The sequence below is a fragment of the Maridesulfovibrio salexigens DSM 2638 genome (genome assembly GCF_000023445.1).
In the GTDB taxonomy this organism is placed as follows: Bacteria; Desulfobacterota; Desulfovibrionia; order Desulfovibrionales; family Desulfovibrionaceae; genus Maridesulfovibrio; species Maridesulfovibrio salexigens.
This window is the reverse complement of the sequence record NC_012881.1, coordinates 1,353,991-1,367,908: the sequence shown is the minus strand read 5'-3', so window position 1 is coordinate 1,367,908 and position 13,918 is coordinate 1,353,991. Positions and strand designations below refer to the sequence as shown.

The window sequence follows — 13,918 nt, the reverse complement described above, 5'->3', positions numbered from 1 at the left end:
AGTATCCGAGGGTAATTTATGTTTGGATGGATCAAAGGAAAAGTTGCCAACGCCAAGGAGCGCGTCCGCATTGCCAAGGAAATTAATCCTAAAAGCTTTAGGAGTATGGCCAGAGAAATTTCCGAACTAGCAGATGCATGCTCTCAAGTCTGTTCGCCCCAGAGCGAAATGCTGCAAAAAGTTGAGAGAATTAAGGGCGAAATGGAACAACTTACTGAACTAACCCGCCAACCGGAGTTCAAAAAACTCTCCGTACAGCGAAGAATGGAGCTACGCGAAAGCATGCTCCAATCCAAGGAACAAATCCTTGATTCCATGCAGGCAGCACCATCCCCAACTAAATTGATGCAATAAAAATAAAAAAGGTTCTTCGAAAGAAGAACCTTTTTTATTACCCAGAATCATACGGCACAAATATTGCTTTTATTTTAGCAACTATTTTATGGTCAAATTTCAGACACTATTAAACCCAATCCCGGTTGCCGATATGAAAAAATATTTGCTGATCCTTTTGCTGGCTTTATCAGCCTGCACCCATTTTGAACCGCAAATCGCCACTCAGTCCGTATACTATCAGGATGCCGAAGTATCCCTATCGCAGTTGATGGTCTACTCAAGGCCGGAAAAACCGCACTACGGACCGATTTCCGCCCTTTTCTATCCTTTCCACGTAACCCAGACCATGTACAAGGGAAGCGACTGGGGACAAAGGGTTGCCAAAGGAATCTGGCAGAATTGGACCGGACTGCAAGTATTTCCGTCCATGGTCTATGATGATAATCTGATATATAGGGGCTTGGATGAAGCCCTTTTTACCGCCCGTTCGCGCGGCTACGACCTGCTGGTAGTAGGATTCGTTCCCTATCTCTATCTGGGACATACCATGGACGATTCCGCAGTATCAGTTCAGGTAAAAATTTACGAAACAAAACGCGGCCAACTGGTCTGCTCCTTTGAACAAAGCGGCCGCATTGAGAAAAAGATGGATGATGATTTTATATTCGTAAAGCGGGAGCACCGTATGCCGGACTCTGCTTTCTATAAAATCATACAGGCTATTGCTTCAGACATGGCTGTACCCTTAACCTCATGGGCCCGCTACGAGAACACCAATCAGGGCATGGTTGCAGGCCTGATGCCCAACATGGTGCAGATGCAGTCACCGCCACAGAACGGAAACACAATACCCCAAAGTACACCAACTCAGCAGGAGCAACCTGTTGCAAAGCATGCAACTCCCAAAGCAGCACCTGCCCCAGTACAGTCAACAACTCAAGCTCCTAAAGCGCAATCCAAACCTCGCTCAATCAACCTTGCTGTACAATTTGATGTGGACTCATCCCAAATCAAACCTGAATCATACTCACTGTTGAATGAACTGGGGAAAGCCCTGATCAGCGACCGCCTCAAAGATAAGCGCATTGTTATCGGCGGCCACACTGATTCTGACGCTTCACCGGAGTACAACTTCAAATTGAGCAAGGAACGTGCTGAATCAGTCAAAAAATACCTGACCGATAATTTTCCTATTGCGCCGCAACGCATCGGAACAACTGGTTTTGGTGAATCCAATCCGCTGGTTCCCAACACCACTAAGTACAACAAACTATTGAATAGACGGGTACAGGTATCTATCGCACCATAATAAAGTTCAGATAAATCAAATCAGCAAAATTAACCTCCTCGCTTCGATTACACACCGAACGAGGAGGTTTTTCGTTGGCAAACGCATTTAACTGATAATTAATTTCAATTATTTATTCTTATTTTTCAATACTTTAAATTACACACTATAAGCTCCTATTTTGCCCTTTTCCCCCGCTTACATTTGTGTTACTCCAAAACTCGCTCTCTCATTACGCATAACCGATTGATTTTCCCGGTTGACGGATCGCAAACAGTAATTATTATTACTTCCAAGTCACGGGGAAACATCGTTAAAACTGATAGCCTGGCGCCATCTCAGCAGCTAGGGAGGAATTTATAAATGATTGGTATTTCTAAACTTTACTGTGGTGCAGTAGAATCTTCCGACGCCCTGCGCTACGGTCGTGAGTCTGGCAAACTGCCTTCTCACCTTCTGCAGTTTTCCAAAGACAAAAAACCCGTTGTAGTCTGGAACATGACCAGACGCTGCAACCTTAAGTGCGTTCACTGCTACGCACAGGCTGTTGATCCTGACGGAAAAGACGAAATTTCCACTTCAAAAGCAAAAGAGATCATCGATGATCTCGCAGCATTCGGCGCCCCGGTAATGCTTTTCTCCGGCGGAGAACCTCTTGTACGTAAAGACCTCGTTGAGCTGGCAAGCTACGCTACCGGCAAAGGTATGCGCGCAGTTATTTCCACCAACGGAACCCTGATCACCAAAGAAAAAGCCCGTGAACTTAAAGACGTTGGTCTTTCTTACGTTGGTATCTCCCTTGACGGTACCGAAGAAACCCACGACAAATTCCGCGGCGTTCCCGGTTCTTACAAGAAAGCTATCGAAGGTGTTGAAAACTGTAAGGCCGAAGGCCTGAAAGTCGGTCTGCGCTTCACCATCAACAAGCGCAACTGGACTGAAGTTCCTTCCATCTTCAAAGTTCTGCGTGATCTGGAAGTTCCCAGAGCATGTTTCTACCATCTGGTATACTCCGGCCGTGGTTCCGAACTCATTAAAGAGGATCTGACCCACGCTGAAACCCGCCAGCTGCTTGACCTTATCATGGACGAGACCAAAGCTCTCTATGATGCGGGCATGCCTAAAGAAATCCTCACCGTTGATAACCACGCTGACGGTGTTTACGTATACCAGCGTCTGCTGAAAGAAGATCCCGAACGTGCCAAGGAAGTCCTCGAACTGCTGCAGTTCAACGAAGGCAACAACTCCGGACGCGGTATCGGTTGTATCTCCTGGGACGGTCAGGTTCATGCTGACCAGTTCTGGCGTAACCACACCTTCGGTAACGTTCTGGAACGTCCTTTCTCTGAAATCTGGATGGACGAAAACATCGAGCTGCTGCACAAGCTCAAAGACAAAAAACAGCACGTTGGCGGCCGCTGCGCTACCTGTCGTTACCTGAACATCTGTGCCGGTAACTTCCGTGCCCGTGCTGAAGCATACTACGACGACATCTGGGCTCAGGATCCCGCTTGTTACCTCACCGACGAGGAAATCAAGAAGGACTAGGCCCGCTGTTTTGAAAAACGTTTCAAGACGGTCGTCCTGTCGACGATAGATATTATTGAATCCCGGCGGGCCTACAGGTCTGCCGGGATTTTATTATTTGAAAGAAATTTATCCAAGCTACACGGCGAAGCCTACTAAAAAAGTTTGTGATTCTTAAACCCTTTCCAAAGGGTTTAAGCCGCCGGAGGCAAAAAGGAAGGTCTAACATGGTATTCGACTTCCATCGGGGACGCAGACTCAGACGAACTCCCGTTATTCGTGATCTGATCAGGGAAACCACCCTTTCCGCCAATGATCTTATGATGCCCTACTTCGTCTACGAAACAGACGATGAAAATTTCAAAAAAGAAGTTTCCTCCATGCCCGGTCAGTTTCAGCTCAGCCTGAAACAGCTGGAAATCAAAGTAGAGGAAGCTGTGGCAAACGGCCTCAAAAGCCTGATCCTTTTCGGCATTCCCGCTGAAAAAGATCCCGCTGGCTCTCAGGCCTACGCCGAGGACGGCATTGTGCAGCAGGCCGTGCGCATGCTAAAAAAACGCTGGCCCGAACTGCTGGTCTGCACTGACGTATGCTTGTGTGAATTCACATCCCACGGGCACTGCGGACTGGTTAAGGATGAGATCATCCTCAATGATGCGACCCTGGAACTGCTGGCTAAAACTGCCCTCTCTCACGCCAAAGCAGGCGCGGACATGGTTGCACCCTCTGATATGATGGACGGCCGCGTTGCCGCTATCCGCGAGATTCTGGACGAAAACGGTTTTGCTGAACTGCCACTCATGTCATATGCAGTAAAATACGCATCCGCTTACTACGGTCCTTTCCGCGAAGCAGCTGAAGGCGCACCTCAGTTCGGTGACCGCAAAACCTACCAGATGGACCCGGCCAACGCCCGCGAAGGTCTGCGCGAAGCAGCAGCGGATGTTATCGAAGGTGCAGACATTCTTATGGTCAAACCTGCCGGACCTTACATGGACATTATCCGTCAGACCCGCGATAACTTTGATCTGCCCGTTGCGGCTTATCAGGTCAGCGGCGAATATTCCATGATCAAGGCTGCGGCTTTGAACGGTTGGGTCGATGAAGAATCCGTAGTTTGGGAATCCCTCATCGGGCTCAAGCGTGCCGGAGCAGACCTGATCCTGACTTACTTCACTGAAGACGTACTCAAAAGACTGAAAGAGAAATAATATGAGCGATAAAAAAATGACAGGCGGACACCCCGGAGGTCATCCGGGAGGTGGACATCCGGGCGGTCATCCCGGCGGCAAACCGGGACACCCCGGCGGCGGACATCCCGGTGGTCATCCGGGTGTACATCCAATTCCCCAGAAGAATGCTGACGGCTCACCGCCGCTCAGACTCATCGCATGGGAAATCACCCGCTCCTGCAACCTTGCCTGCAAGCACTGTAGAGCTGAAGCGCACCCCGAACCTTATCCGGGAGAGCTTTCCACCGAGGAAGCTAAAGCGCTTATCGATACTTTTCCCGAAACCGGGGACCCGATCATCATCTTCACCGGCGGCGAACCGCTGCTGCGCCACGATGTCTTCGAGCTGGTATCCTACGCTAATGACAAAGGCCTGCGTTGCGTAATGGCTCCCAACGGAACTCTGCTCACCGCAGAGAATTCCGTACAGCTCAAAGAAGTGGGCATCCAGCGTTGTTCCATCTCCATTGATGCAGCAGAAGCCAAATACCATGATGATTTTCGCGGTGAACTGGGCGCATTCGATCAGGCTATGAAAGGTATTCAATACCTGAAAGATGCCGGAATCGAATTCCAGATCAACACCACCGTTACCCGCAACAACCTGCATATGTTCAAGGATATCTTCAAGCTCGCCAAAGATCTTGGAGCATCCGCATGGCATATCTTCCTGCTGGTACCCACCGGACGTGCCGCCGAGCTGGGTGCGGAAGTTATTTCCGCTGAAGAGTACGAAGAGGTTCTCAACTGGTTCTACGATTTCCAGAAAACCACAGACATGCAGCTCAAAGCGACCTGTGCACCGCACTACCACCGCATCCTGCGTCAACGTGCAAAAGAAGAAGGCATTCCGGTCAACTTTGAAAACTTCGGCCTTGATGCAGTAAGCCGCGGCTGCCTTGGCGGTGTAGGTTTCTGCTTCATTTCCCATCGTGGACAGGTTCAGCCCTGCGGATACCTTGATCTCGACTGCGGTAACGTCCGCGAGATCCCCTTTCCAGAAATCTGGGCCAAATCTCCGCAGTTTCTTAACCTGCGCAACCCCGACACTTACGACGGCAAGTGCGGTCATTGTGAATTCGAAAAAGTGTGCGGCGGTTGCCGTGCGCGCGCCCAGACCATGGAAGGCAGCTATCTTGGACCGGAACCGCTTTGTTCCTACGAGCCCAAAAAGAAGCCTAAAAAATAGAAAGGAAATATAAATGGACGCAGTAGATAAAGATATTCTCGGCATCATCCAGTCCCACTTCCCCATTGTTTCACGCCCTTACGAAGAGATCGGGAAGATGGTGGGAGTATCCGAAGATGAAGCGCTTTCAAGGGTCAACGCCCTGCGCGAAGACGGAGTAATCCGTCGCGTAGGAGCAAACTTCGGTTCACGTGAACTGGGCTGGCATTCCACCCTGTGCGCAGCCAGTGTGCCCGAAGAAAAAATGGATGAATTCGTGGCCGAGGTTAACCGTCACAGCGGCGTTACTCACAACTACCTGCGTGAAAATGACTTCAACATCTGGTTCACCTTCATCGGTCCGGACAAAGAAACCGTGATCGCCACTCTCGATGCAATTTCCGAGAAAACCGGCATCCGCGTACTTTATCTGCCCGCGACTAAAATGTTCAAGATCAAGGTTGATTTTGACATGAAGGAAGACAAGGAGAAAAAATAAATGGCAGCTAAGGAAACCATCATTTCCCCTTCTCTGCTTTCCTGTGATTTCAGCCGTCTTGCGGACGAGCTGAAAGCTCTGGAAGAAGCAGGCCTCAAGTGGGCGCACCTTGATGTAATGGACGGCAAATTCGTGCCCAACATCACTTTCGGGCCTCCGGTAATCAAGTCCATGCGTAAAGAGTGCAACCTGTTCTTCGACTGCCATCTCATGATTGAGCAGCCCGAACGTTACATTGATGAATTCTGCGATGCAGGAGCTGACCTGCTCTGCATCCATGCTGAATCCACAGTGCATCTTGAGCGTGCAGTGGCAGCCATTGCAGAAAAGGGTGTAAAACCAGCTATTGCTTTGAATCCTGCAACCCCGCTGGAATCCATCAAATACCTGATTCCGCAGCTGCACATGGTGCTGATCATGTCCGTTAACCCCGGTTTCGGCGGTCAGAAATACATTCCTTTCTGTACTCAGAAAGTGCGTGATCTACGGGCCATGATTGATGAAATGGGTGCTGACACCCTCATCCAGCTTGATGGCGGCGTGACTATGGAAAACTGTCGCGAACTGGTTGAGGCAGGCGCAGACGTGCTTGTTTCCGGTTCCGCATTCTTCAAATATCCGCCTTACGCTGAAAGGCACAAACTGTTTCTGGAAACCTGCGCAGGCTAGTTTCCAAAACCGGGTAAGGGGGACTTTAACGAATCTCCCCTTACCCGGTCTAATAAAAATCCATATAACTCTTCATACTATTTTATCACACATATACTCTCAAGACTTTCGCATGATTTCAGCAAATCTCCCGGTGTAGTAAACATATTTTCATAGTCATTTAAGTCACGCAGCAATTGTGGAACATTCTGCCCGGACAACTCTACAGCCTGGCCGGTAGTTGCAAGATGATGCGCATAGGCAAACTGCGCCACAGCTTCAGTAAATTCATCAGAAATCGAAACTGAGACGATATCTGATTCGTCTAAAAAAGCCTCCTTCAATTCCTGACACAAATCCTCTCCCGAAAGAAAAGTTTCCTTCTCCGGCTCCAGAACTGACTGCAGCAGTCTTTGTGTCTGCGGAGGTTCTTCCTGATCCAATCTTTGTAAAACCTGTTCAATTAAATTTTTATCCTCTAGCTGTGCCGTTGCAGACTTTTGCAGAAGTCCCTTTTTAAATTTGAGTTTATACTCCGGCCCGGCATTGGCATAGCATTGGGCCACAAACTGCGAACAAACCATTGGCTCTTTGCCGGGGCTCTGGTGCTTATGGATGTAGTCAACTATAGAAGCAGTTATCTTTTTAAAAATTCTAATCATCACACGCTGCTTAGCCGAGCTTGGAGTGAACTTTCTGTATAAAAGCAGTAATCCAACGAGATACAAACCGCTTTGATCATAAGGCTCATCATCATTAAGATAAGCTTTAGCGACTTTGATCACAGGAACCATAGGCAACTCTTCTTTCAAGCGCCGAACGGTAATTTCCCTGCCCTTAAAGCGCTCAAAAGCTTTATTTATTGCAACCTGCGGAGGACTCTCCTCAATAATAAGCTGCTCTGGGACATCATAAAACATCGCAGCATGACTTACCTGCGCATCAGTTAAAAAAGTAATTACCCAAGAAATGAAGCTACCCTTCTCAGCGGAGAAAAGTAGGACATCACCAGCTTTTAGTTTTTGAATATCCATATGAACTCCTTTGCTGACCCCACACTTCTGTGTTTATATAATCTAATACAATTAGTATCATAAATATTATAACATAAACACATCCACTTCGGCGAAAAAGAATCAAAATTGTGAGTGTTATGGTGATACCACCCAACAGCTTTCTCATTCTTTCGATTAATCTTCTATCCTGCCGGTTCTGATGCTATAGTGCTATTGAATAACCTTTTAATCACATTCATGAGGGAGCAGCGGCAGCATGTTTTTTATGAAAACATTCTTCACACTTATCTTGACTATATCCATAGTCTTGCCCGCATTTGCTGCCGAAAAATGGAGAATAACTTCATTAGATTGGGAACCCTACTCCGGGAAGAAATTACCTGATCAGGGAAAATCTATAGCTAAACTCAAACAAGTTTTACAATCACATGGAATTAAACTTGAAGTGGAATTTTTACCTTGGGCGAGAGCAAAAGCCATGGCAGCTCAACCGGGATATATTGGTTATTTTCCTGCATGGCCTGAAGAGGTCAACGAGGGATTTATTGCTTCGCCTGCTGTGGACTGGTCAGAAATAGCCGTTATGGCTCCCCGTAACATGTGCATACCTGACAGCATCGATTCATTATTTGCGAAACACATTGTCGGACTTGTTAAAACTTACAACTACCCGGAAGAAATAGCTGAACCTGCCAAACGTTATGCAGACAACGTAGATCAAGCCCCGGACGAAAATTCTCTTGTCCAAAAACTTATACGCGGAAGATGCGAGGTAGCAATCACCGACCCATCAGTCATGAAATACTATGCTAAAAAAAATGGGATAGAAAATATTGTTGTACTAAGGAAACTTTTCGAGACTCCGCTGGTTCTGGCTATAAAAAAATCACCGCATAGTGATCGTATACTTGAAATTATTACCAATGCTCTTGCACGGCAAAAACAGCAACACACATCCAACTAATAAAAAAGGCCGTAATATTAAACTATTACGGCCTTAATATTTTTAAGAGCATAATTATTTTTTAGTTTGCCCCTGCTCTATTTGTCCAGTTGAACTCATACTGCCTAAGTTAACAGCACCCGGCACACTCCTGACCTGTGATAACGGCACGGATATAATATTTCCACGGGTAGTCATAGAATCACCTCGACCTCCAATGGCGGATAAACTCTTTATATTATGGGAATATTTACTTCCAAGTTTTGCTTTACCAGACACCCTGCTAAGCCCGAGAGACTTATCTCCTTTTCCGCCGATTGCGCCGGGAGTAATGGACACCCCACTTTTCAAGTCACGCACAGTTCCACCACCTATCCGCCCCACTTTTCCGCGCTTCAATCCAAATCCCTTCGGACCTAATTCGCGAGAGATGGAACCTTTAGGGCCCACTCCAATCAGCGATCCGCTATTTGGCCCCACCCTTGAAGGAGCAATGGACGGTTGTGCTTTATCGGTAGGTTTCCCCTCTGTTACCGAAACAGGACCAGAGATATCCGGCTGCGAAGAAATCTTACCAACACGAACAGAAGCAACAATAGATTCCGGCGTTGCCCCCAGTTCACGCGAAATCTCAGTTACTCCCATTTTCTGACTACGCATTGAAGCAATTGTAGACTGCTTGACCCCTGTTAAATCGGCCAGTTTTTCATCGGCGTTCTTCTGTACTTTACTCAACATTTCGCGAACGGCAGAAAGACGTTCGGTTGCAGCGGCAAGCATTTCAGTTTTATCAGCCTTCTGTATCTCGACTATTTCTTTGAGGGCCTTACGAACTTCTTGTTTACTCGTCTTGATTTCATTTTCAATTTTAGCCACCTCTTTTGCAGACTGATATGCTTCAGAAGCAACTGCGTTTCTAACTTCAATATCGGCAGCGTCAACTTCTTCCGGAGTTGAAAAATATGAAACATCATCATCGATCTCTGCGGCAAAAGAGCTTCCTGCCATAAATATAAGTATACCGAGAACGAAAAGAAGAAGGTGCCGTGATCCAGTCATTACACGTTCCATTATGACTCCTCCTTTTTCAAAACAGTTATAAAACGGATAGAGTCATTAAGTTTGAATGTCCTGTCACCACGGCGAATTTTCTCTTCAACCCCAAACCAGCTTAACGGCAGTCTGCCGGCATCAATGCCGGGATGGGCATTAAGAATATGATTGCGAATATGTTTAGCCCGTGCTTTGGCCAGTTCAGAATTTCCTTTACAGTAGGCTACAATATGAAATGCATTTTCTTTGTCCGCTTTCATGATTGCCGCTAAAACTCTAAGCGACAAACTGCTTTCAAGATCAGACTTAACTGTTCCGGATTTAAAACGAATAGCCCTTAAAGTTACGTTACGTTTTCCAAGAATAAAATTTCGGTAAGAAAAATCACCAAGATGATTAAGCTGCTCGGTCCCATAGACGGCTAAACTTCCATCTGGATAATATTCCAAAAATTTCTTCCATTCCTTTCTGGCCTGCTCATGTAATCCTTGTCTGGTAAGTATATCTGCCCTATTATATAAAGCTTGCGGATTATACTTATCCATTACGAGGACTTTGTCATAAAGACCTAGAGCTTCAACAAATTTACCTTCGTCTAGATAACTATGGGCCAGATAAAGATTAGCCGAGATGTTATCCTCATCTATAGATAGAGCTTGCCTGTAGCTGGACTGTTCTTCCTTGAAATCATCCAGCGCCCAGTAAGCAACACCTACCCAAAACCGATATTCAGAATTATCCGGGTCAAGCCGGGCTGCTTTTTGTAACAACGTGGAAGCCTGCTCAGGTTCATCCAAGGCAAGATAATAACGCCCCAAATAATAAGCAGCGGTAGAATCTTCAGGATCTTCGCTCAATTCTTCGCTGAGAACCCTGATTCCATCCTCAAACTCACCATGGTTCAAATAATAAGGCCCGGAGAATTGGGCACATCCAGAGAGCATAATGATCCAGAAAATATGCCCCAGCATGATAATTAAACGCAATTAACCCTCCAACATAATTTACTCGTGAACTCCCCTTATATAAAACAGGTAACAGAAAAATAATGACTCTTGGCAGAACTAAACAATTCTTAACAATCGATTCATAAGCATTTACACAAAAAAACTCCGGTAACTTCTCAGTTACCGGAGTTTTATTTTTAAATCATACTTATTTTATTTGTTGTTACCCTTACCATTTCCACCCTTGTTGCCCTTGCTACCGCCCTTGCCCTTAGCACCACCGGATGCTGCGTTGGCATTAGAGGTGCTCGCGCCGGTTCCACCGTCAACACTTCCGCCGGAGTTACCGCGTCCACCGGAAGACTTAGCGCTTGAAGCAGAGTCTGAACCCTTGGCACCGCTCTGGGCCTTGCTGGAAGCTCGGCTCAAACCAACAGACTTGTCACCCTTACCGCCGGAAACACCGGGAGTTGAAGAAACACCGGTCTTAGTATTTCTTGACGTTGCTGCGGCAGACTTCTTACTTTGACCGTAATTCTTGGCTGTGGATGTGGTTCCAACGGCACTGGTTCGTTCCTGAGACTGCTTCTGAGCTTGTTTCTGATGTCCCAGTCCAAGAGTCCCGGGGTGTACACCCAGTTCATGAGCAATTTCTCCCCAGCCCATACCCTGTTCGCGCATGGAGGCGATGGCAGCGGTATCAACTGCTGCTGCTGAGGAAAGAGTTTCATCAGCGGCAGCCTTGGCACTCTCAAGAGAACTTTCCGCTGCAGCAAGTTCAGCTGAAGCAGCATCAAGATCAGTTTCTGCTGCGGCCAAACCGGTCTCAGCTTCTGCCTTAGCAGTCGTTGCTACGGTCAGGGCAGCCTGTGCGTCTTCAAGTTCAGCCTGAGCTGCTGCCAGAGCTTCTTCGTCATCAGCGGCAGCGGCAATAGCTTCGTTGGCTGCACCAATTGCTTCATTGGCAGCAGTAATTTCAGCCTCAGCAGTTTCCAGATCTGAATTGTATCCGTCTACATTAGCCTGCGCCGTTTCAACAGAAGTAGTTGCGGTGTCCACGGTTTCCTGTGCGGAAGCAACTTCAGCTTCTGCTTCAGCAATGGCTTCGCCGAATTCCTCAGCCTTGGCTTCAGCATCAGCAGCAGCAAGGCTCTCAGCTTTCGCAGCTTGAGCAGGATTGGCAAATGACGGAGCTTCAGCTTCTTCTTCAGTCGTACCGGGATCAGTAGGATCAGTAGTATCAGTAGGTTCACCGGTATCGGTAGTTTCTCCGGTATCAGTGGTATCAGTTGTTTCAGTCACCCCGGTTGTTTCACCGGTCTGGGTATCCTGAGCAAGTAAGGGCTGAACCGCTAACATTACACTCAGGATAAGCATCGCAATCAGCCATAAGGTTTTTCTAAACATGTTTTTCATAGACTCCTCCCTCCCCTAATTAATTACAGTTATGAACTGTATGGATTCGTCCAGCTTGAAAGTCTTACCACTTCTTTCTACCTCTTCAGCTGAACCGAACCAGCTTAAAGGCATTCTTGAGGGAGCAAAATCAGGATGCCCGCTCAATATGTAATCCCGCACTCCTTTTGCACGGGCTTTCGCCAACTCAGCGTTCCCAGCCACATAAGCAACAATATGGAAACGGAGATCCGTGTTCTCTTCCATCATTGCGGCAATCACGTGCAGGGAGCTCTTGCTATCAAAATCTGAATCACTTTGACCGGGTTTGAAAGTAATACTTCGTAAAGTTAGATTTCGAGTTCCGAAGATAAAATTGCGGTAGGTAAAATCACCGAGCAGGTTCAATTTTTCAGTTCCACTCATAGCAAGAGAACCGTCCGGATAATACTCGAGGTATTTCTTCCACGCTTTAACGGCTTCCTCTTTCTTGCCCTGTCTTCCAAGGATATCGGCTCGATTATAAAGAGCTTCAGGATTATATTCGTCTAATTTTATGACTTTATCATAAAGAACAGCAGCTTCAGCGAGCTTTCCTTCTTCAAGATAACTGTGGGCGAGATACAGATTGGCTGAGATATGATTAGGATCAAGCTCAAGGACCCGGCGATAGGCAGCCCTCTCCTTGCTGTATTGCTTCAAGGCCCAATAGTTAACACCGGACCAAAAGATATAGTCGACATTGTCAGGAGCAATACTGAGAGATTTCGAAATATATGGCTGAGCTTCTTTCGGCTTTTTCAATGCCATATAGTAACGCCCAACATAGTATGCAGATTCGGCATCACCCGGATTTTCCTGCAACTTTTCATTGAACGCTTTAATTCCTTCCTTATATTTCTGGTTGTTCAGATAATAAGGACCCGAAAATGTAGTACATCCTGTTGCAAATAATGAAAAAATTGCCAACAGAATAATAAATCGTTTCACAATATCCTCCGCGCGCTGGAGTTTGTGTTCACGACCCCTCACAAAAACAAAATCCCGTCTACAGTAATAATATAAGACCTGCAGACGGGATTAACAATTCTTTATATAGGTTAATTTTATAACATAAAGATTACGACCTGAATTAAACCGATAATGAAACCAAGCACCCCACCGATAACTTCAATGAATTTAAACTCTTTCTTCATTATGGAGAAAAGGATCGACTCAAGCTGTTCCATGGAAAAACATTCCACTTTATCCTGAACGATACATTTGAAATCAAGGGAACACTCAAGCTGCGAAGATGTGGTTTCAATTAATTTAGGCAGCATGGAATCAAGTTCCTGAGAAAGCATCCCCTTCACGGTTTTCATTGTTTCATCATTTAGAAACATACCTACCATGGGATGCAGAGTGGTGAGTTTTTCACGGAAAAAGACATCCAGATACTCAAGCACAACGTCTTTATGCTTATCGATAAACGCCGGATCGTGGATAACATTTTTAATATCTGTATGGGAAATCAACTCACGCTCGATCATCTCACCAAGGCGCAGGGCCAGCTCTTTTTGACGTTTAGGAAAAATACCTTGAACAGTAAAAGGCCCGATCTTGATAGGTTTGTGCGGATGAAAAAGCATTTTCACCGCAAGAAAGTTTGTAAACCAACCAATCAAAGCGCAAATTACGGGTGAAAGAAGAAGCTTCATAGTAATCATTATATTTTTTCCTGAATTATTTTTTCTAGTTACTCTTAAAAGAAGTGCGCGGATATACTTGTCTAAATTCCAACAAAGTGCAAGCAAATTAAGGCAATCGTTCTCGTTAAACAAAAAATCACTTGATTAGTTTTCAAATCAACGTAATGTATTCACC

At 46.3% G+C, this 13,918-nt stretch carries 14 protein-coding genes; 8 read left to right on the top strand and 6 right to left on the bottom strand.

Features of this window, described 5'->3' with window-relative positions:
• Positions 1-18 precede the first annotated feature (18 nt).
• From DESAL_RS06260 to rpe, 7 genes are all read left to right on the top strand, one after another.
• Positions 19-354 carry a hypothetical protein gene (locus DESAL_RS06260; protein WP_015851125.1) on the top strand — a complete coding sequence of 112 codons (336 nt, stop codon included), beginning with the start codon at positions 19-21 and terminating at the stop codon, positions 352-354.
• 133 nt (positions 355-487) lie between these two features.
• Entirely contained in the window at positions 488-1,645 is a 1,158-nt protein-coding gene (locus DESAL_RS06255; protein WP_041722154.1) for an OmpA family protein, read from the top strand.
• Positions 1,646-1,987: 342 nt separating this feature from the next.
• The gene (gene ahbC, locus DESAL_RS06250) at positions 1,988-3,172 is read left to right on the top strand and encodes a 12,18-didecarboxysiroheme deacetylase (RefSeq protein ID WP_015851123.1); all 1,185 of its coding nucleotides are present in this window, start codon (positions 1,988-1,990) and stop codon (positions 3,170-3,172) included.
• Positions 3,173-3,378: 206 nt separating this feature from the next.
• Positions 3,379-4,362: a porphobilinogen synthase gene (gene hemB, locus DESAL_RS06245; protein ID WP_015851122.1), complete on the top strand. Its 984-nt coding sequence runs from the start codon at positions 3,379-3,381 to the stop codon at positions 4,360-4,362.
• Between the two features lies 1 nt (position 4,363).
• Positions 4,364-5,572, top strand: coding sequence for a heme b synthase (gene ahbD / locus DESAL_RS06240; RefSeq protein ID WP_015851121.1), 1,209 nt, complete (start codon positions 4,364-4,366; stop codon positions 5,570-5,572).
• 13 nt (positions 5,573-5,585) lie between these two features.
• Positions 5,586-6,050, top strand: a complete 465-nt coding sequence (gene ahbA / locus DESAL_RS06235; protein ID WP_015851120.1) for a siroheme decarboxylase subunit alpha — start codon at positions 5,586-5,588, stop codon at positions 6,048-6,050.
• Complete coding sequence (gene rpe, locus DESAL_RS06230; RefSeq protein WP_015851119.1) at positions 6,051-6,719, top strand: ribulose-phosphate 3-epimerase; 669 nt, start codon at positions 6,051-6,053, stop codon at positions 6,717-6,719. It begins immediately after the preceding gene.
• Positions 6,720-6,796: 77 nt separating this feature from the next.
• Here rpe and DESAL_RS06225 read toward each other — a convergent pair whose 3' ends face one another.
• Positions 6,797-7,732, bottom strand: a complete 936-nt coding sequence (locus DESAL_RS06225) for a hypothetical protein (protein WP_015851118.1) — start codon at positions 7,730-7,732, stop codon at positions 6,797-6,799.
• A gap of 238 nt (positions 7,733-7,970) precedes the next feature.
• Here DESAL_RS06225 and DESAL_RS06220 point away from each other — a divergent pair, with 238 nt between their 5' ends.
• A complete protein-coding gene (locus DESAL_RS06220) occupies positions 7,971-8,678 on the top strand; it encodes a substrate-binding periplasmic protein (RefSeq protein ID WP_015851117.1) in 708 nt (235 codons plus the stop codon).
• Between the two features lie 54 nt (positions 8,679-8,732).
• Here DESAL_RS06220 and DESAL_RS06215 read toward each other — a convergent pair whose 3' ends face one another.
• The 5 genes from DESAL_RS06215 to DESAL_RS06195 form a co-directional block, all read right to left on the bottom strand.
• Entirely contained in the window at positions 8,733-9,728 is a 996-nt protein-coding gene (locus tag DESAL_RS06215) for a hypothetical protein (protein ID WP_015851116.1), read from the bottom strand.
• Positions 9,728-10,696, bottom strand: coding sequence for a tetratricopeptide repeat protein (locus DESAL_RS06210; protein ID WP_015851115.1), 969 nt, complete (start codon positions 10,694-10,696; stop codon positions 9,728-9,730). The genes DESAL_RS06215 and DESAL_RS06210 overlap by 1 nt, the downstream gene beginning before the upstream one ends.
• A 174-nt stretch (positions 10,697-10,870) precedes the next feature.
• On the bottom strand, positions 10,871-12,073 hold the full coding sequence (locus DESAL_RS19670; protein WP_015851114.1) for a hypothetical protein: 1,203 nt from the start codon (positions 12,071-12,073) through the stop codon (positions 10,871-10,873).
• A 15-nt stretch (positions 12,074-12,088) separates the two neighbouring features.
• Positions 12,089-13,042 carry a tetratricopeptide repeat protein gene (locus DESAL_RS06200; RefSeq protein ID WP_015851113.1) on the bottom strand — a complete coding sequence of 318 codons (954 nt, stop codon included), beginning with the start codon at positions 13,040-13,042 and terminating at the stop codon, positions 12,089-12,091.
• A 116-nt stretch (positions 13,043-13,158) separates the two neighbouring features.
• Positions 13,159-13,761: a DUF445 domain-containing protein gene (locus DESAL_RS06195; RefSeq protein WP_015851112.1), complete on the bottom strand. Its 603-nt coding sequence runs from the start codon at positions 13,759-13,761 to the stop codon at positions 13,159-13,161.
• Positions 13,762-13,918: the final 157 nt, after the last annotated feature.

Coding starts and splice junctions, on each gene's coding strand:
- DESAL_RS06260 (WP_015851125.1), top strand. CDS start 19: ATGTTTGGATGGATCAAAGGAAAAGTTGCCAACGCCAAGGAGCGCGTC.
- DESAL_RS06255 (WP_041722154.1), top strand. CDS start 488: ATGAAAAAATATTTGCTGATCCTTTTGCTGGCTTTATCAGCCTGCACC.
- ahbC (WP_015851123.1), top strand. CDS start 1,988: ATGATTGGTATTTCTAAACTTTACTGTGGTGCAGTAGAATCTTCCGAC.
- hemB (WP_015851122.1), top strand. CDS start 3,379: ATGGTATTCGACTTCCATCGGGGACGCAGACTCAGACGAACTCCCGTT.
- ahbD (WP_015851121.1), top strand. CDS start 4,364: ATGAGCGATAAAAAAATGACAGGCGGACACCCCGGAGGTCATCCGGGA.
- ahbA (WP_015851120.1), top strand. CDS start 5,586: ATGGACGCAGTAGATAAAGATATTCTCGGCATCATCCAGTCCCACTTC.
- rpe (WP_015851119.1), top strand. CDS start 6,051: ATGGCAGCTAAGGAAACCATCATTTCCCCTTCTCTGCTTTCCTGTGAT.
- DESAL_RS06225 (WP_015851118.1), bottom strand. CDS start 7,732: ATGGATATTCAAAAACTAAAAGCTGGTGATGTCCTACTTTTCTCCGCT.
- DESAL_RS06220 (WP_015851117.1), top strand. CDS start 7,971: ATGTTTTTTATGAAAACATTCTTCACACTTATCTTGACTATATCCATA.
- DESAL_RS06215 (WP_015851116.1), bottom strand. CDS start 9,728: ATGGAACGTGTAATGACTGGATCACGGCACCTTCTTCTTTTCGTTCTC.
- DESAL_RS19670 (WP_015851114.1), bottom strand. CDS start 12,073: ATGAAAAACATGTTTAGAAAAACCTTATGGCTGATTGCGATGCTTATC.
- DESAL_RS06195 (WP_015851112.1), bottom strand. CDS start 13,761: ATGATTACTATGAAGCTTCTTCTTTCACCCGTAATTTGCGCTTTGATT.